Below are 18287 nucleotides of genomic sequence, written 5' to 3' on the forward strand. Positions count from 1 at the left end.
AAATCAGGACGTAGGTTGCTGCGTTCTGCCTGCAGGGTCCGCACGTTCCACAGCATCAACCGCGCGCACGAATCCGAGATGGCTGAAGGCCTGAGGGAAGTTCCCAGCCAGTCGCCCACCGGCAGAATCATATTCCTCTGCAAAAAGTCCCAAGTCGGTAGCAAAAGAGGACAGCCGGTCCAACAATTTCTTGGCTTCTTCCAGCCGGTCTGAGCGCGCGTATTGCTCTACCAGCCAGAAAGAGCACATCAAGAACGAGTATTCATTGCCGGGTAGCCCGTCTTTTCCGGTTTGAGTTCGATATCTGAGCAACAGTCCGGCGTCATCTAACAGATCCTCTTCAATGCGTTTCACGGTGCCCAGCATGCGTGGATCCTGCGGATCGATGAGGCCGGTATTTGGCAGCTGCAATAATGAGGCATCCACTTCGTTATTGGAGTAGGCCTGCGTAAATGAATTGAGTTCCTTGTTATAGCCCTGCTCAAATATCTCTTGACGCAGTTGCCCGCGAAGCTTCTTCCAAGACTTAATCGGTCCGGGCAGACCATGGTTCTCTATGGCCTTGATCCCTTGGTCAAAGGCGGCAAACATCATGGACCGACCATGAGTGAATTGATCCGCTTCACCGCGCATTTCCCAGATGCCATGGCCCTTGCGGTCCATATTCCGTTCGAGGAATCCAAGCATATTCTGTTGTAAGGCCCAGGAATATTCGTCTTCCTCATGTCCGGCATCGCGTAGTTTTGCCAAGGCCAGCATGACTTCGCCCACCACATCTGCTTGATACTGTCCGTAGGCACCATTGCCAATTCGCACTGGCTTGGAGTCCGCGTATCCGGACAGGTGGTCCAATTCAAATTCAGTCAGTACGCGTTCCCCGGCGATACCGTACATGATCTGTAAATCATCGGGGTCGCCGGCGACCGCGCGCAGCAGCCAGTCCCGCCAATGTAATGCACCATCGGTAAAGTCGTGATTCACCAAGGTTTCAATGGTCAACGAGGCATCACGCAACCACGTGTACCGGTAATCCCAGTTGCGTTGGCCTCCAAATTCCTCGGGTAGTGAGGTTGTCGGAGCTGCTACGAGACCACCGGTGTCATGGTCGGTTAAAGCCCTCAATACCATCAGGGATCGCAGCGTCATGTCATCGTACCGGTCCCGTACTTGCACCTTGGAGGACCAGTCCTGCCAGTAGTCGATGGTCTTTTCCAGGGCTTCTTGCGGATCCAGCGGAGCGGGGGCAGGAAGATGGGACTGATGCCAAGTTAGTGCCCAAGTCTGAGATTCACCGGCACTAAGCGTGAATAACCCTGCGAGACGGTCCGATACCGCACCGCTGTAGTCATCGGGGCGGTTGGGACCCGAGTGTTCGGCGGAAGACGTCTGATCCTCATCGGCAGGTGCCCCTTGGATGTAGTTGCGGTCCGGTCAGCAGCAGTGCATCCGGTCCGGCTACGGAGAGCAACCCGGTGGTACCTGCGTCATCGAGGGTGATCTTGCGGGTCCACGGCTTAGACCGGTTGTAATCGAATCGGATGCGCAGATCATGAGCGATATCAACCTGTCCTTCTAAGACGCTGACCTTACGCATGACATCGGCTTGTTCCGAGCGCGGCGGTAGGAAATCCAGTACCTGCGCGGTCCCGGTATCGGTGCGCCAAATGGTCTCCAGAACAAAGGTCCGTGGCAAATATCTGCGGGAGACTACGTGCCCGCCCGGCGCCCACAGCCGCCACCTGCCGTCGTCTTCGGTGCCGATCAGTGCTGCAAAAACCGAGGGTGAATCGAAGCGCGGAAAACAAAGCCAGTCGATACTTCCCTCACGCGATACCAGTGGTCCAGTACGCAGATCGGAAAGCAACGCATAGTCTTCAAGTGGAGTGGATCTTGTACCTGCAGCCGGTGTTTCCATAGCTTCATTCAAACAGCATGTACGGTTCATTGAAAGGGTACAGTTCCGCGAATACAAGGAGTAGGGTGCGACTATGGACAGCATCAAAAATCTTGTCATTCTCGGCGCTACCGGTGATCTCACCTCGAGATTACTTCTGCCCGGACTGGCAACTTTGCTGACCGCGCAACCAGAGCGTCGAGTCACCGTCATTGGCGCAGACCGGCAGCCCGATGAAGCGTGGGAACAAACAATAGCTACCGCGTTCGCCAGCGTTCATGCCAGCGGCCCAGCAGTTGATTACTCCTTGAAAACCACATCCTTCACCGTCTGTGATGCCACCAGTGCCAGCGATCTACAGAAGCTGTTTGATGAGTTGGAATCTCCGGTGTGCGTGTATTTTGCCTTGCCACCACAGGTGACAATGAAATCTTTAGAAATACTCAACGAACTGAACCGCCCCGAAGATCTGATCTTGGCTCTTGAAAAGCCAATAGGACATGACCTGGAATCTGCGCGAGAACTAAATCGTTTGGTGGGCGAACTGGTACCCGAATCACAGACTTTCAGAGTGGATCATTTCCTCAATATGCCCTCGGTACATTCGTTTACCGGTTTGCGCTTCGCCAATCGGATGCTTGAGCCATTGCTGAACCGTGAGCATGTTGAATCCATTGAAATTAATTACGACGAAACTCTGGGGCTGGAGGGACGCGCCGGATTTTATGATTCCAGTGGCGCGTTGCGCGACATGATTCAATCTCACCTGCTGCAGGTGATGGCACTGGTGATGATGGAACCGCCTTCTCGCATTGATGCGGTGGAGCTTCCGGCGCTAACCGCGCACGTGTTGCGTTCAACCCGGCTCTGGGATGAAGACCCGGCACGTTGTGTGGTGCGCGGACGATACACGGCGGGTGAAATCGACGGCAAGAAGTTCCCCGATTACATTGCCGAGCCGGGAGTAGACCCAGCAAAAAATACCGAGACCTTCGCTCAGGTGACATTGGAAGTGGATAGTTGGCGGTGGACCGGAGTTCCGGTAACCCTGCGTTCGGGAAAGGCAATCGGTGACCCCTGCAAGGAGTTGGTGATCAACTTCCGCCGGCCTGCCCACGAATATCCGCAATTCCCGCATCAGGGGCGCATTGCCGGAGACAGGTTACGGTTGTTGCTCAAATCCGGACAGCTTGAGTTCGAGCTGAACGTTGGTGGTCCTTTTGATGCGCGCGGAATGGACCGGGTGACCGCGCAAACCGATACCGCCGACCCGATCCTGTCCTCCTACGGAAACGTGTTGCGTGGCATCTTGGATGCCGACGCCACCTTCAGCGTCCGCGGCGATGCGTCAGAGGAATGTTGGCGGCTTATTGGAGAAATTCAGCGTGGATTCGACGACGGTTCGGTACCGTTACAGGACTATCCCGCCGGCAGCGAAGGCCCCAAGTTGCCAGAGCAATTCTAAGCGGTATTTTTACCGGCTATTTTCCGTTGTATTCAAAGTGCCATGCTTCTGCGTAGGGGTTGCGTGTGCCATTTGAGCGGAATTCTTCAAGATTTTTTCGGTGCGTCCAGTTGTACTTTTTCGAATGGGCCTTCAGCCATTTGTAGTACTTGCCTTTGAACGAATAGTTGTAGGACTCAGGAACATCGATGGCCAGACCCCAGCCATGATTTGAGGTTCCGGGTTTCGCCGCAATGTACGGTCCCAACTCGTTGTAATAGTACTTTTGCGTATCCAACGTCCGGTAAGCCAAGTCAATGTCGAGGTTCTTGCCAAATTTTTTCTTGAACGCTGCATTTAGCCGGGTCAGATCTTTGACCGCCGGGGCTGCGATCAGCGTTTTCTCTTTATCCCAAGGAATCGCTACCAGCATCGATGCCGGGAGCTTTCCGTTGTGTTGTTTGAGTGCTTGCTTCCGGGTGATGCCTTTGCTGTTTGAGGTTGCGGCGGTGTTCTTGCGGGTGAGCGCCGATGCTTTCATCCAGCCATCCATGCCCTGGGTGCGCACAAAGTACCAGTCCGTTACCGGACCACCGGCCTTCTCCCACTTGACGTCGCGGTACACGACTGAATTTTTGGGGATGTCGCCGATGCGCAGCCTCTTGCCTGCGGCAGAGTAGAGATCGGCACCATTTGACTTGGTGAAGTACCTGTCGTTGAGTCCTGCTCGATTGGTGGTGTAATTTCCGGTATCTACCTGACAGCCTTTGGTGCAGGTAATGACGTGCTTATTTGAGATCCAACCGGATTTTTTCTTATACGTAACTTTGTACCAGCCGTTGACTGCCTGGGCAGTGGCCTTCGCCGCCGAATGCTTTGGAATACTTCGAACTACCGAGTGCGAGGTGCCCGCGCCTTTGCGCATGTTGACCGTGGATTTGGTGGCCACCCACAGGTTGACCTTTTTAGTCTTTGTAATCTTAGGGGTAGGAGCCTTCGGCGCCGAACGTTTGGCTACAACGGTGACGTACTTGTTGGAGATCCAGCCGGTCTTGTTTTGGTATTTCACTTGGTACCAGCCATTGGAGGCCACTGCCGAAACTGGGACTGTTTTTCCCTTTGGGATAGTTCTCAGTACTTTGTTCTTGGTACTTGTCCCGGAGCGCATGTTCAGGTTTGCTTTGGTTTTGACCTTGGCAACATTGTTCTTTGCGGCCGGCACCGCGGCGCTAAGGTGGGCGATAGTCGGGACAGCCTGTGCTGGGAGGGTACTGCCCGAGATCAGTAATATCGCCACCGCGATAGCGGTCATTGTCTTGGACAGGAAGGACCGATGTTTCGGCGACATTGTGCTCCATCTTGGCGCGAGTTAGCGGTGACTCGTAATGCGGTCAGTAATAGCATCTGACATGCATCTTAAATGCTTGAACCCGAATTGTTTCACAGTGCAGAAAGATTCGCACTGCGAAAGTCACCATGCACGCCTCAGTGTGCTTGAACCCCGCCAATGACGAGATCTACAACGTCATCCGCCATATCCTGGATTTTGTCCTCGGACTGATCATCCATTTCGCGATACCACATGTCTACGGCGTTCAGGCTACTGAGCAAGACCCTCGCGGATAAGGCCGGGTCAACCTCGCGCAGAGACCCGTCAGCTACGCCAACTTCGATAATTCCGCGGAACATGAGCTCATAGTCTTTGCGTAGCTGATTGAGCTCCATAAGCGACTCGCGCTGGCGCACAGTCATAGATTCCGAGGCTTGGTCACGGACACCCTGATGAATGAGGTGGTGATATTTGGGGTTGATCATCAAATTCCGCACATGGGCAATCGCCATCAGCCGAAGACGTTCCAGGCCGTTTCCGCTATCTGCAGCCCTCGGCTCAACTGCTTGCTTCACCTTGTTCATCCCAAGTTCGTAGCCACCGAGATAGATATCGAACTTTGACGGAAAGTGGTAGTAAATCAGCCCCTTGGTCGCACCAACTGCCTTGGCAATATCATCCATGGTTGTCTTCGCGAAGCCACGGCGGGTAAAGGCAGCCGCGGCCGCATCAAGAATCGTCTCGCGGATACTCATGTCCATTTCAGGGCTTTTAGTCATTAATCCTCCGTCGCCGCTTTGAACATCTTCACACTCTCATCCTACGTATTCTCCAGGGCACCCCTTGACAACCGTGTGATCCTCATTACGATAATACCGAGTAGTATCAATAATACTCAGTAGTATGAACGACAATCGAGGAGCATCCACATGGCAATTAGCCTTGAAAATCAAGTCGCATTGGTGACTGGAGCGGGCACGGGCCTAGGACGCGCACATGCTCTAGAACTAGCAAAACACGGAGCAAGCGTCATCGTGAACGATATAGATTCGCGCTCGCACGAATCAACTCAGCCCACCGCTGCTGCGTCGGTGGTCGCAGAAATCGAAGCGGCCGGCGGACGCGCCTCGGTAGCCTACTGCGATGTTTCAGATGAAGCCGCCGTGCGGAACATGGTTCAAAAGATCATCAGCGAATACGGGCGACTGGACATCCTCATTAACAACGCGGGGATTCTTCGCGATAAGTCCTTCGGCAAATCTGACCTCGCGGATTTCCGGAAAGTTTTAGAAGTGCACGTCATGGGCTCAGTAAACTGCTCGCATGCTGTCTGGCCGCAGATGCTCGCACAGGGCTACGGCCGCATTCTCATGACCACTTCCGCCTCCGGGATTTACGGAAACTTCGGCCAAGCCAATTACGGAACAGCCAAATCAGCGGTGGTCGGACTGATGAATGTGCTGGCTATCGAAGGCGAATCTAAAAACGTCCGAGTGAACGCGCTGGCTCCCACGGCCGCAACACAAATGACCGAAAGTCTACTTAATTCCGAGGATCTGGCCCTGCTGGCACCGGAGCATGTGGCCCCCGGAGCCGTATTTATGGTTTCACCTCAAGCACCGACCAAGACCATCTTGGCAGCAGGCGCGGGAGTCTTCGCCACGGCCCGAATGGAAGAATCCGCAGGAGTCTTCCTGGCCGTGGAAAACCTCACGGCCGAGGATATCGAACAGCAGTGGGATCGCATCAGCGATATGTCCAGCACCGTGCAGACCGAAAGCGCCTTTGCACAGACCCACCGCTATATTGCCAAAGTCGAAAGCGACCGTGACTCCCGGGGAGCCTTGCTGTGAAAGAAGCAGTAATCGTCTCCACCGCACGCACTCCAATTGGGCGCGCTTACAAGGGGTCGCTCAGCGACACCAACGGCCCAGCCATGGCGGCACACGCAATTACTGGCGCGTTGACCCGGGCTGGAATCGAGGGTGACGAAGTTGAGGACGTCATTCTGGGTTGTGCCATGCAGGAAGGCACCACAGGCTTTAACACCGCCCGCCAGGCGGTGTTGCGTGCGGGTCTTCCCGCCACAGTGCCGGCCATGAGCATCGACCGGCAATGCGCCTCGGGGCTGATGTCCATCGTGACCGCCGCCAAACAAATCATCACCGAGGAGATGAACATCGCCATCGGTGGCGGAGTCGAGTCAATTTCCCTAGTCCAAAACGAACACCAAAACCGCTTTCGGGCACAGGATCCTTGGTTGGCAGAGCACCGGCCATCCATTTACTTCTCAATGCTTCAGACCGCCGAAATTGTTGCCGAGAAGTACGGTGTCAGCAGGGCCACGCAGGACGAATATGCGCTCATCTCGCAGCAACGGACCGCGGCTGCACAACAGTCAGGAATCTTCGACAATGAGATCCTGCCTTGGGGTCTGGATGGCGAGTTCGACGTGGATGAAGGCAACCGTCCCGGCACTACTATCGAGGCTTTAGCCAGGCTATCCCCCGTACTTCCAGACGGTCAGGCGTCTACTTACTCCACCGTCACCGCGGGCAATGCCTCGCAGCTTTCCGACGGGGCCTCGGCCACCGTGCTGATGGAAGCCGGCGAAGCCCAACGACGTGGGATAGATGCTTTGGGCGCTTACCGCGGCATGGCTGTCGCCGGATGCGAACCGGGTGAAATGGGCATCGGGCCCGTTTATGCGGTTCCAAAGTTACTTGCTCACCACGGATTAAAGGTCGAAGACATTGACCTGTGGGAACTGAACGAAGCGTTCGCCTCCCAAGCTATTTACTGCCGTGATCGGTTGGGCATCGACCCGCAGAAGTTCAACGTCAATGGCGGTGCTATTGCGATCGGACACCCCTATGGCATGACAGGCTCTCGGCTCACCGGGCACTTGTTATTAGAAGGACGCAGACGCGGCGCACGCTACGGCGTGGTGACCATGTGTGTAGGTGGCGGCATGGGAGCCGCCGCACTCTTCGAAATTTACTGATCTCCGCCTCGCGGTGATCGTTCCACTCAGATTCCACATTTTCCACTTTTCATAGAAGGATCAAGGAACCATGACTACTCCAGCGCTTCGCACCGACCCCGTGCATGCACGGGCCACGCGAAAAACGATGCTCAAGCTCATCCCCTTGCTGTGCCTGATTTACTTCATGTCCTACATTGACCGCACCAACGTGTCGATGGCCAAAACGCAATTTGAAACAGACATCGGACTCAGCGCGGCAGCTTATGGGCTTGGTGCTGGCATCTTCTTTATCAGTTATGCGTTCCTTGAAATCCCCAGCAACCTGATCATGTACAAGGTTGGCCCGCGGGCCTGGATCACCCGCATCGCACTGACATGGGGTGCGGTCACCGTCTTGATGATGTTCGTGCAGGGCGAGTATTCCTTCTATATCCTGCGCTTCATCCTCGGCGCGGCCGAAGCCGGCCTTTTCCCGGCCATGGCCTACATGGTCACCGTGTGGTTCGCCCAGCATCAGCGTGCCAGCGTCATGGGTTACATCTACCTGGCACCAACCATCGCATTGATCATTGGTGGTCCACTGGGTGGTGCGTTGATGGAAATGGATGACATTGCCGGCCTGCATGGATGGCAGTGGATGTTCATTGTGGAAGGTCTGATCACCATGGCCATTGGCGCGCTGCTGTGGTTCAAGCTTCCGTCAAAACCCACGGATGCTAAGTGGTTGACCGCCGAAGAAGCTTCCAGCATGATTTCACATGCCGGGGTTCCGGACGAAAGCGACAAGCACATCCGCGGAAACTTGGGCAAAGCATTTGGGCGTCCCTTTATTGTTCTTTTGGCCTTCGTCTACTTTCTTAATCAGATCAGCAGCGTCGGATTGGTCTTCAATATCCCGTCCATTATCGAAAGCATGGACGTCTCCACTCCGTTCGTCATCGGGCTGATCTCCGGTTCAGTGGGAATCGGTGCAACCATCGGCGTGCTGATCATGCCACGGCTGTTTCGTGGATCGCAGCGTGAAGCTGCTTGGCTTGGGGCTATGGCTCTGGGCACGCTGATTACCGCTGCGGCCTATATGCTCATCGATTCGGCGCCTATCCGGGTGCTGCTGATCCTGATTGGGGCAATCTTCATCTTCGGCACCCTGCCATTGTTCTGGTCGGTGGCTATGGCTCGAATGTCCGGTGTGGTAGCCGCCGCAGGGTTGGCTTTCATCAATACCATTGGCCTCATTGGCGGGTTTGTCGGGCCGTACCTCTTTGGCATTGCGGAGACTAAGACCGGGGATCCTGCTACCGGTTTCGTGATTGTCATTGCGGTCTCGGTGATCTCGATGGCTCTGGTTCCTTTCCTGGCCCGCGCGCTCAAGAGCGAAGACCGAGCCCGCAAGCTTCGAGAGGAACAGAACCTTCAGGCTCAGCTCCCAGAGCAGGTCCTGGACGTTCAGGCAACGGAAGGTCGATAATGCTAGGACTTATGCAGGATCACGCGCTAACCACCAGCATGTTGGTGGTGAAGCTTGAAGGAGCATTCGCTTCGAGCTCGGTGGTGACCGGCCCCTGTCAAGAACGCCGCGAGTCCTCCTTTGGACAGGTGGCCCGCCGGGCAAGGAAGCTCGCCGCCGGCCTGGATAACCTGGGAGTACCCGTTGCTGCACGGGTGGCCACGCTGGGATGGAATTCCCAAGAGCACTTGGAGCTGTACTTCGGGATTCCGAGTTCGGCACGTGTGCTGCACACGATCAATCACCGGCTAGCGCCGGGCGATATTGAATACATCATCAATGATGCGCAAGATGACGTGATCTTCGTGGATCGCTCTTTACTTGATGTTTTGTGGCCACTGGCCGACCGGTTGCCCACGGTACGCCACATTGTCGTCATTGATGATGTGCAGACGGTCAAAGTCCCCCAAGACCCACGTATCGTGCACTACGAAGAGCTCTTGGAAAACCAAGACGAAGGAAAGCGATTTGAACCTCTCGACGAGCGGGCGGCCGCCGCACTGTGTTACACCTCGGGCACCACTGGCCGCCCCAAGGGAGTGCTCTATGACCACCGATCCATTATCCTGCATGCCATGTCCCACCTATTTGCCGACTCTTTTGCTCTGAGCCACAGCGATGTGGTGATGCCGATTGTTCCAATGTTCCATGCAAATGCGTGGGGTTTGCCCTATGCAGTGGCATTGAGCGGATCTTCACTGGTCTTACCGGGCAGAGTTTCTGACCCTGAAAGGCTAGCCGAGCTGATGGAGCGGGAGCAGGTCACCGTCTCGGCGGCGGTCACCACCGTGTGGCGTAGCCTGCTGCCACATCTTCGCGGGCGGGAGCTGACCAGCTTGCGTCGTCTAGCCAACGGTGGCGGGGCTTTGCCAGTGGAACTGTCTCGTGAATACTTGAGCACCGTAGGAGTCCCGGTTGTGGGCACCTGGGGTATGACCGAAGCGAGCCCAACGCTCACCGCAGCGCGCACCACATTGGTCAATGCCCAGGATCCGAAGGACATTGACCAGCGAAGTCTGCGTGCAATGTGCGCTCCGGGATATCCGAATCCGCTGGTCAAGATTCGTCTCGTGCGTCCAGATGGCACCTTGGCCGTTCATGATGGGAAGGAAACCGGTGAGCTACAGGTGGCGGGGCCAACCATCGCCTCTGGTTACTTTGGTTCCTGCGACGGCTCGGAGTCTTTCACCGCAGATGGGTGGCTGCGCACCGGGGATGTAGGCGTGATTGATCCCGATGGCTGCATTCATGTGGTGGACAGGCTCAAAGACTTGATCAAATCCGGTGGTGAGTGGATCGGTTCGGTTGAGTTGGAAAGCGCCATCATGAGCCATCCTGACGTCCTAGAGGCCGCTGTGGTCGGACGCCCAGACGACAAGTGGGGCGAGCGCCCAGTAGCTTTTGTGGTGCTCCGATTGAATGCCAATATGAGCGATGCGACGCTGCGCGCGCATCTTGGTGAGACGGTGGCTAAGTGGTGGATTCCCGAGGACATTCATTTTGTCGAGGATATTCCCAAGACTCCAACCGGGAAGATCTCGAAAAAGGTTTTGCGTGATACCGAGGCCTGGGCTCTGTCTGAATCGGCGCGATAGTTTTGCAGTGAGCTGCTCTGCTGATGTGGCGCGTATACACGATGTACGCGCCACAATCATCTCGCAATTTCTTCATAGCTAGTTTCTAGACGCCGTTGAACCCTGGTTCCTTTTGCTGCCCCGGAGCGATGATCTCGTGGGATCTGGTCTGAATTGAAAGTGATAGCTACAAATTTCCTTACTATCACTTTTTCGGAAAGTGATAGTAAGATACTTCTTACTATCACTTTGGAGGAACGTCATGGTTGATTTTCAGACCCCACCCATTGCGTTCGATTTCCCGCCGGTCGAATACGAAAACCAACTCTGGAAACCCACGAATCCGCATATCTTCTCCAATGCCGAAGTCCGCCGGCAAACCGGCTCCTACAGATCTGCATCGCCAGCGCTCATAGCCGATTGGTACCCCCAGCCTGATTCATTAGTGATCCCCGAGCTAGAAGAAGCCACACATGCCCTGCAGAATTTTGACGTCTACTCGCTGCTGAGGCTTGGAAGCGAAAACCCAGAGCTCGGTCCCATGTCCAGCGTATTGCTCCGAACGGAAAGCTCCTCCAGCAGCCAAATCGAGCAACTCACTACGACAGCGCGTCAACTCGCGCTAGCGGAGATCGATGAGGGCGATAGAGCCAACGCTCGGACGGTTATCGGTAATGTCCATGCAATGGAAGCAGCACTCGCCCTTGCCCAGCGCATAAACGTGGATAGCATCCTCGCGATGCACCAAAATCTGCTGAATCAACAAATTGGCATGGAGAATGAAGCTGGAAAATTCCGGGAAGAACTCGTCTGGATCGGCGGGACAGATACTGCCGGGCCTCGCGGAGCTCGCTTTGTGGCACCCCGCCATGAACTAATCCGAGACGCACTGAAAGACCTCGTGGCATTCATTTCACGTACTGACTTACCGGCAATTATTCAGGCGGCAATTGCGCATGCCCAGTTCGAAACGATCCATCCATTCGTGGACGGTAATGGACGAACAGGTAGGGCCTTGATCCATTCGATTCTCCGTCACCGACGAATTTCTCAGTACACGACTGCACCAATCTCCGCAGGAATACTCCGGGATACCGCCAGCTATTTTAAAGCGTTGGAAGCCTTCCGGGCCGGAGACGCTGCCCCGATCATCCATACCTTCATCAGTGCTTCAATCTTTGCGGCTAACACCGGTAAGGATCTTGTTGACTCATTGGCCGCGCAGATCGATGACTCCGCGACAAAGCTGGTTGGCCTGCGCTCAACTTCCGCAGCCTGGAAAATCTTGCCACATCTCATCTCCCAACCAGTAGTGAATGCCCGCTACCTCAAGGAACAACTCGGCTTGGGCGATGCTGCAATCCACCGTGCGCTGAGCGTACTGACCGAACGAGATGTACTTGTCGAGAAATCCGGACGGAGCAGGAACCGGATTTGGCAGCATGACGGGGTGCTGAAAATACTAGATGAATATGCGAAATCTCTTCGGCGGACGGCTGGAACGGTGTAAGGCATAGCGGAAGCGCCGGGAGATTCACATCAGGCAAGCTGATTTGTCAGTCCACTGAGGTTACATCACCTAATGGATCGTGAACCACGGCTTTATACCCTGGCTGTTCGCGCAGAAATTCTCGCAACGTCGGCACGGCGAAACTAACCTGCCCATGTCCGGCCACCTCAATCATGCCGGCCGCCAACAATCTCAGTCGGTATTGCCCGCCATAAACCTGGGTTACGCCCAAACGTTGCGCAATTTCACTTGTCTTCGAGGGTCCTTCGTCCTCCGCCATTGCCAGCAGGTAGGACTGGTCGATGACTGAAAGTGATCGATATGCCGATTCGACCACCGTGGCTCCCATCCGGCGTCGTGCTTTGGCAAGCCCCGCAGTCAACGCCTTTTGCGTCACCTCGTGTCCGTCACGTACCGCTTGGCTCCATACATGGTAACCAACGAGTTGGATTAAAAATGGATAACCGCCAGTAGCTTCGGCAAGTTGTTGAATGCGCTCTTCAGTGGCAACGACGCCGCTTTCATTAAATGTCTGCCGGAAGGCACTGGCGACTTCTTCGATGGATGCCGAATGCAAGTCGTATTTCTCAGCGCGACGCAGGAAAGTAGAAACGCCTTCATTCAAAAGATCTTCTACGGCTTTGGGCAATCCGGCAAAGGCGAGTCCAATCGGTAGATCCTCACGAATCATGTGTTGAATTACGGCAGCAATCTCAGCAAGAGTGTCGCGATCAATTGCATGAATCTCATCGACAGTAATCAAAAGTCCAGTACCGTGGCTGTTAAGTTCTTGAAGCAGCTCCGTAAGCGTTCTGCGCCAATGCATTTCACGTTTTTCTGGCGCGCTTGATTCAAGGGAAAAAGGACCTACAGTCAAACCCGTGATCCGTCTTCCAACTGGCCCTTCAATGAATTCCTCTTTTGCTGCTTGAACCGCGGCTCCGATTCGTCGCACCAACCCTTTTGTAGCGGTCTCGGAGATTACCATCCACCCGTGCTCAATTGCCTCGTCTTCGATTTCACCGAGCATGACGGTTTTGCCGATTCCCCGCGGGCCGCTATATATGGAAAGCAGCCCAGGTGCGCCAGCGCCATTGCTTATGCTTTCGGCAAAGTCCTCGCGAAGTTCAGCCCGCCCTACGAGCATCGGAGGTCTAGCGCCTGCCGTCGGTTTAAATGGATTTTTGGCGGTAACCACGAGCACTCCTTTGAAGTCTTTAATTTTTTAAAAGTTTTTAAAGTTTCTAATAACTTACCATTTTGAACTTTAAATAAGTAGTGATCTGCGCTTGGTTTCTTGAGCTCTGAACACTATCTTGGACCCTGGGTTAGCTTTCCCAGCTACTCAGAGCCAACAAGTAAAAATTCCTAGTGATCATCCAGAAAATAGACATGCCGCGGCGGTTGGGAAAAGTTCCCATCCGCCGCGGCATGACTTGGTGCCCAGCTCGTATTACTCGGTTTCAGTGACCGTACTAGATGTCTCTGCGCCAGCAGCTGGGTTGCCAGCGGCTACCGGAACTGCCGAGGTGTCAGGATTTGCATCCACATCCTCGGCTGGGCCGGCAAACTGCGACTGGTACAGGTTGTAGTAGGCGCCCTGGGTTGTCAGTAGTTCTTCATGATTGCCCTGCTCCACGATTTTTCCTGATTCCATCACCAAAATGGTGTCGGCATCACGAATCGTGGACAAGCGGTGCGCAATCACGAAACTGGTTCGGTCGCTGCGCAACGCCGCCATGGCACGCTGTACCAGAACTTCGGTACGCGTATCCACCGAGCTAGTCGCCTCATCCAGGATCAGCAAGGAAGGGTTAGCCACGAACGCGCGGGCAATGGTGATCAACTGCTTTTCACCGGCCGATACGTTAGTACCTTCCTCATCGATGATGGTGTCGTAGCCATCTGGCAAGGCACGCACGAATCGGTCAACGAAGGTCGCCTTCGCGGCCTCGTAGACTTCCTCATCCGTAGCATCGAGCCGGCCGTACCGGATGTTCTCCATGATGGATCCGCCAAAGAGCCACGCATCCTGCAGCACCATGCCGACCTTGGAGCGCAGGTCTGCGCGGGACAGGTCGGTAATGTTTGCGTTGTCCAGCATGATGCGTCCCGAGTTCAACTCGTAGAAACGCATCACCAGGTTCACCAGCGTGGTTTTACCTGCGCCGGTAGGACCGACAATGGCCACAGTGTGCCCCGGATCTGCATCAAAGGACAGGTCCTCAATCAGTGGCTGCTCCGGGTTGTAGGAGAAGCTCACGTTCTCGAAGGACACATGCCCGTCGGTGCGTGCTGGAAGCTGCTGCTTGGCTACTTCCGGTTCCTGTTCCTCAGCGTCCAACAGTTCGAAGGTACGCTCTGCCGAGGCAACACCGGACTGCAGCATATTCGCTACTCCGGCAATCTGCCCCAGCGGCTGGGTGAACTCACGCGAGTACTGGATGAATGCTGTCGCATCACCAAGGCTCATCGTGCCGGAGGCTACACGCAGGCCACCAACGACCGCGATACCCACGTAGGACAGGTAGGACACGAAGTTCATCACCGGCATGATCATGCCAGAGACAAACTGTGCGCCGAAGCTTGCCTTGTAGAGTTCCTCATTGCGCTCGGTGAAACGTTCCACCATGTCGTCTTCGCGGCCGAAGACCTTCATGAGCTCATGGCCGGAGAAGGACTCTTCAATCTGCCCGTTGAGCGCACCGGTATTCTTCCACTGCGCGGTAAAGAGCTTCTGAGCCTTAGCACCAATGAAGCCCGCACCCACTGCGGAGAGCGGCAACGCGACCAAAGCGATCAGCGCCAGCTGCCAAGAGACCACAAACATCATGATCACAATGCCGATAACCGTCATAATCGACTGAACCAGCTGGCTCAATGCCTGCTGCAAAGCATTCTGAATGTTGTCTACGTCGTTAGTCACGCGGGAGAGGATGTCTCCACGCTGACGGGTGTCGAAGTAGTTCAGCGGAAGCCGGTTGATCTTATCTTCCACATCCTTACGCAGGTTGTAGACGACTCGCATGACCAGTTTGTTCAGCAGCCAGCCCGAAACCCAGGAGAAAACCGATGCCACGAAGTACATGGCCAGCACCAGCAGGATGTACCGCGAGAGTTGAGTAAAATCGATACCTTCTCCGGGGACAAAATCCACCCGGGATAGCATGTCGGCCTGGGTAGTCTCCCCAGCATCACGCATTTCCTGGACAATTTGGTCCGCGGTGGTGCCCGGTGGCACCTGCATGTTCTTACCGATCATGCCGGCAAAGATGACGTCCATGGCACGGCCAAGAATTCGCGGCGCAATAACTGAGAGCACCACGTACACGGTGATCAAAGCGAAGACAACGCTCATTCCTACCTTGTAGGGTCCCATCAGACCGATCAGTCGCTTGGCCGAGGGCCAGAAGTGCGCTGCCTTGCGAACCGGAGTTTCCTCCCAGCCGCCGGAAGCCGCGGCCACTTCGAATTCGTCTACTTCAGCGAGGGTGGTATCAACTTCGGCTTGCTTGTCGCCGCCTTTTTTCTTCGCTGCCATTTAGGCCACCTCCTCGGCACTGAGCTGGGATGAAACAATTTCTTGATAGGTTTCCGAGGTCTCAAGAAGTTCTTCGTGAGTACCCCGGGCAACAATCACCCCGTGCTCCAACACGAGAATCTGGTCTGCACCGGTAATTGTTGAGACGCGTTGGGCCACAATGATGACCGCGGCGTCCTTGGTTGGTTCATCGAGCGCCGCACGCAGCTTTGCGTCCGTGCTGACGTCCAAGGCGGAGAAAGAATCATCAAAGAGGTACGTATTTGGCTTGGCGGCCAAGGCACGAGCAATGCATAGTCGTTGGCGTTGACCGCCGGAGACGTTGGTGCCGCCCTGAGCGATCTTTGAATCCAGTTGATCGTCGCGTTCGGAGACAAAGTCATCTGCCTGCGCGATGCGCAGCGCCTCCCATAGTTCTTCTTCCGTGGCACCTTTTGCACCAAAGCGCAGGTTACTGGCCACGGTGCCAGAGAACAGGTACGGACGTTGTGGAACCGCAGAAATATTCTGCGACAGCTGATCTCGACCGAGATCACGTACCGGGACCCCGCCTATAAGAATTTCTCCCTCGGTAGCGTCGTAGAGGCGTGGGATCAGATTGAGCAATGTGGTCTTTCCGGCGCCGGTTGAACCGATGATCGCGGTGGTTTGCCCCGGCTCGGCGACAAAGGAAACATCCGAGAGTACCGGCGCGTCAGCACCCGGGTAACCGAAGCTGACATTGCGGAATTCCACGGTACCTGGGGTGGGCAAAGCGATTGCCACGTTGTGGGCATCTGTCATGCTTGGCTCGCTGCCCAGCACCTCGCCAATACGGTCCGCGGAAACCATCGCGCGCGGAACCATCATGGCCATGAAAGTTCCCATCATGACCGCCATGAGGATCTGGAGCATGTACTGCAGGAAAGCAGTCAATGCCCCGACCTCAACTACTCCGCTGTCAACACGATGTCCGCCAAACCACAGCACGGCCGCAGTGGAAAGGTGCAGGATCATGGAAATGGCAGGGAACATCAGCACGAAGAGGTTGCCAACTTTAACACCGAGCTTAGTGAGCTCCTGGTTGGCATCGGCATAGCGTTCGGTCTCGTGCTTTTCGCGGACGAAGGCGCGGACCACGCGGATGCCGGTGATCTGCTCACGCAGCACACCGTTGATCCCGTCAATACGTCCTTGCATGTCGCGGAAGAGTGGCATCAACTTGATCACCAGGATGCCAACCACGATAAGCACTAACGGTACGGATACCCAGACGAGCCAGGAAAGTCCCGGATCCTCACGGATAGCCATGATCACGCCACCAATAGACATGATTGGGGCCGTGATCATGAAGTTCAGTGCCATCAGCGTGAGCATCTGAACTTGCTGCACGTCATTGGTGCCACGAGTAATCAGTGTGGCAGCACCAAATTTATTCACGTCTTGAGCGGAGAAGATGGAGACCTTCTCGAAGACCGACTGACGGATGTCACGGCCTATACTCATCGAGGTTTTGGCACCGAAATACACCGCGCCAATGGCCGTGATGATCTGGATGAAGGCTACGACGAGCATAATGCCGCCGGTGCGCCAGATGTAGCCGATGTCCGCTTCAACCACACCGACATCGATGATTTTGGCATTCAGGCTTGGTAGGTACAGCGTGGCAATGGTGGTAGCCAGCTGCAAAATGACTACGGCAGTTATCCAACCGGCGTAGGGTTTGCTGTGTCTGAGGATGAGCTTCAGAAGCATGAGGTTTTGTCCTTACTCCAACTGCTCCAGAAGCATTCTGCACCTTCGGATTAAAGGCAGGGTGTTTCGAGAGCGATTGTCAGTCTAGCCCTTGCTTCCGACAATAAATATCATCCTTGCGATTGATTTTTACCAATCATTAAATTTTCCCGAACTTCCGGTGAATTTATTCACCGGAAGCCATGCGGCCGGGCACCAAGACCGCCAGAAATAAGCCCTAGCCACGGGGCTTCAATAATCATAAGATGGAAAGTAATTACCGTTATACGAAAGTTGGAATCATGACAGTGCAAGGCACACCACTCATTCCGGGTCAGGAAGCCCCCGGCTTCACCCTGCTCGATGCCACCTCCACACCGGTTTCCCTTTCGGACTACGCAGGCGAAAACGTCATCGTGTATTTCTACCCCAAGGCCGCAACCCCGGGGTGCACCACCGAGGCCTGTGACTTCCGTGACAACCTCAATTCACTGAAGAATGCCGGATACTCAGTGCTGGGGATTTCACCGGATGAACCAGCAGAAATCGCGAAGTTCGCGGCGGACCAGTCGCTGAACTTCCCACTGCTCTCGGATCCGGATAACTCTGTCGCCAAGGCCTACGGCTCCTACGGGGAGAAGAGCTTCGGCGAAAAGACCTTTATCGGCACCCTGCGCTCCACCGCGGTCATCTCCCCCGACGGCAAGATCAGCCACCTCGAATACGCCGTGGATGCCAAGGGTCACGTTTCCCGGCTGCGCGAAGAACTCGGCGTCTAGCCGCTATTA

14 protein-coding genes are annotated in these 18287 nt (G+C 55.2%); 7 read left to right on the top strand and 7 right to left on the bottom strand.

Features of this window, described 5'->3' with window-relative positions; genetic code table 11:
* Nucleotides 1-3 precede the first annotated feature (3 nt).
* Both VJ369_RS17940 and VJ369_RS17945 read right to left on the bottom strand, forming a co-directional pair.
* Nucleotides 4-1146: a glycoside hydrolase family 15 protein gene (locus tag VJ369_RS17940; protein WP_324093358.1), complete on the bottom strand. Its 1143-nt coding sequence runs from the start codon at nucleotides 1144-1146 to the stop codon at nucleotides 4-6.
* A gap of 247 nt (nucleotides 1147-1393) precedes the next feature.
* Nucleotides 1394-1915 carry a trehalase-like domain-containing protein gene (locus tag VJ369_RS17945; protein ID WP_324093359.1) on the bottom strand — a complete coding sequence of 174 codons (522 nt, stop codon included), beginning with the start codon at nucleotides 1913-1915 and terminating at the stop codon, nucleotides 1394-1396.
* A 73-nt stretch (nucleotides 1916-1988) separates the two neighbouring features.
* Between VJ369_RS17945 and VJ369_RS17950 the strand changes: the two genes are divergently transcribed.
* Nucleotides 1989-3359, top strand: coding sequence for a glucose-6-phosphate dehydrogenase (locus VJ369_RS17950; RefSeq protein WP_324093360.1), 1371 nt, complete (start codon nucleotides 1989-1991; stop codon nucleotides 3357-3359).
* Between the two features lie 16 nt (nucleotides 3360-3375).
* Here the strand turns inward: VJ369_RS17950 and VJ369_RS17955 are convergent, their stop codons facing one another.
* Complete coding sequence (locus VJ369_RS17955; protein ID WP_324093361.1) at nucleotides 3376-4686, bottom strand: SH3 domain-containing protein; 1311 nt, start codon at nucleotides 4684-4686, stop codon at nucleotides 3376-3378.
* Nucleotides 4687-4823: 137 nt separating this feature from the next.
* The gene (locus tag VJ369_RS17960; protein ID WP_324093362.1) at nucleotides 4824-5447 is read right to left on the bottom strand and encodes a TetR/AcrR family transcriptional regulator; all 624 of its coding nucleotides are present in this window, start codon (nucleotides 5445-5447) and stop codon (nucleotides 4824-4826) included.
* Nucleotides 5448-5597: 150 nt separating this feature from the next.
* Between VJ369_RS17960 and VJ369_RS17965 the strand changes: the two genes are divergently transcribed.
* The 5 genes from VJ369_RS17965 to VJ369_RS17985 all read left to right on the top strand — a co-directional run bounded on the left by VJ369_RS17965 (nucleotide 5598) and on the right by VJ369_RS17985 (nucleotide 12245).
* A complete protein-coding gene (locus VJ369_RS17965) occupies nucleotides 5598-6521 on the top strand; it encodes an SDR family NAD(P)-dependent oxidoreductase (RefSeq protein WP_324093363.1) in 924 nt (307 codons plus the stop codon).
* Complete coding sequence (locus VJ369_RS17970; RefSeq protein ID WP_324093364.1) at nucleotides 6518-7672, top strand: acetyl-CoA C-acyltransferase; 1155 nt, start codon at nucleotides 6518-6520, stop codon at nucleotides 7670-7672. Before VJ369_RS17965 ends, VJ369_RS17970 begins: the two co-directional genes overlap by 4 nt.
* 70 nt (nucleotides 7673-7742) lie before the next feature.
* Nucleotides 7743-9122 (top strand): MFS transporter, encoded by a 1380-nt coding sequence (locus VJ369_RS17975; protein WP_324093365.1) that lies wholly within the window; start codon nucleotides 7743-7745, stop codon nucleotides 9120-9122.
* Complete coding sequence (locus VJ369_RS17980) at nucleotides 9122-10756, top strand: long-chain fatty acid--CoA ligase (RefSeq protein ID WP_324093366.1); 1635 nt, start codon at nucleotides 9122-9124, stop codon at nucleotides 10754-10756. The genes VJ369_RS17975 and VJ369_RS17980 overlap by 1 nt, the downstream gene beginning before the upstream one ends.
* Nucleotides 10757-10997: 241 nt before the next feature.
* Nucleotides 10998-12245, top strand: coding sequence for a Fic family protein (locus tag VJ369_RS17985; protein WP_324093367.1), 1248 nt, complete (start codon nucleotides 10998-11000; stop codon nucleotides 12243-12245).
* A 46-nt stretch (nucleotides 12246-12291) separates the two neighbouring features.
* Here VJ369_RS17985 and VJ369_RS17990 read toward each other — a convergent pair whose 3' ends face one another.
* From VJ369_RS17990 to VJ369_RS18000, 3 genes are all read right to left on the bottom strand, one after another.
* Nucleotides 12292-13443, bottom strand: a complete 1152-nt coding sequence (locus VJ369_RS17990) for an ATP-binding protein (RefSeq protein ID WP_324093368.1) — start codon at nucleotides 13441-13443, stop codon at nucleotides 12292-12294.
* A gap of 255 nt (nucleotides 13444-13698) precedes the next feature.
* Nucleotides 13699-15786, bottom strand: a complete 2088-nt coding sequence (locus VJ369_RS17995) for an ABC transporter ATP-binding protein (protein ID WP_324093369.1) — start codon at nucleotides 15784-15786, stop codon at nucleotides 13699-13701.
* Nucleotides 15787-17520, bottom strand: a complete 1734-nt coding sequence (locus tag VJ369_RS18000) for an ABC transporter ATP-binding protein (protein WP_324093370.1) — start codon at nucleotides 17518-17520, stop codon at nucleotides 15787-15789.
* A 245-nt stretch (nucleotides 17521-17765) separates the two neighbouring features.
* Here VJ369_RS18000 and bcp point away from each other — a divergent pair, with 245 nt between their 5' ends.
* Nucleotides 17766-18278: a thioredoxin-dependent thiol peroxidase gene (gene bcp / locus VJ369_RS18005; RefSeq protein ID WP_324093371.1), complete on the top strand. Its 513-nt coding sequence runs from the start codon at nucleotides 17766-17768 to the stop codon at nucleotides 18276-18278.
* Nucleotides 18279-18287: the final 9 nt, after the last annotated feature.

This window comes from Glutamicibacter sp. (genome assembly GCF_035257265.1).
GTDB lineage: Bacteria > Actinomycetota > Actinomycetes > Actinomycetales > Micrococcaceae > Glutamicibacter.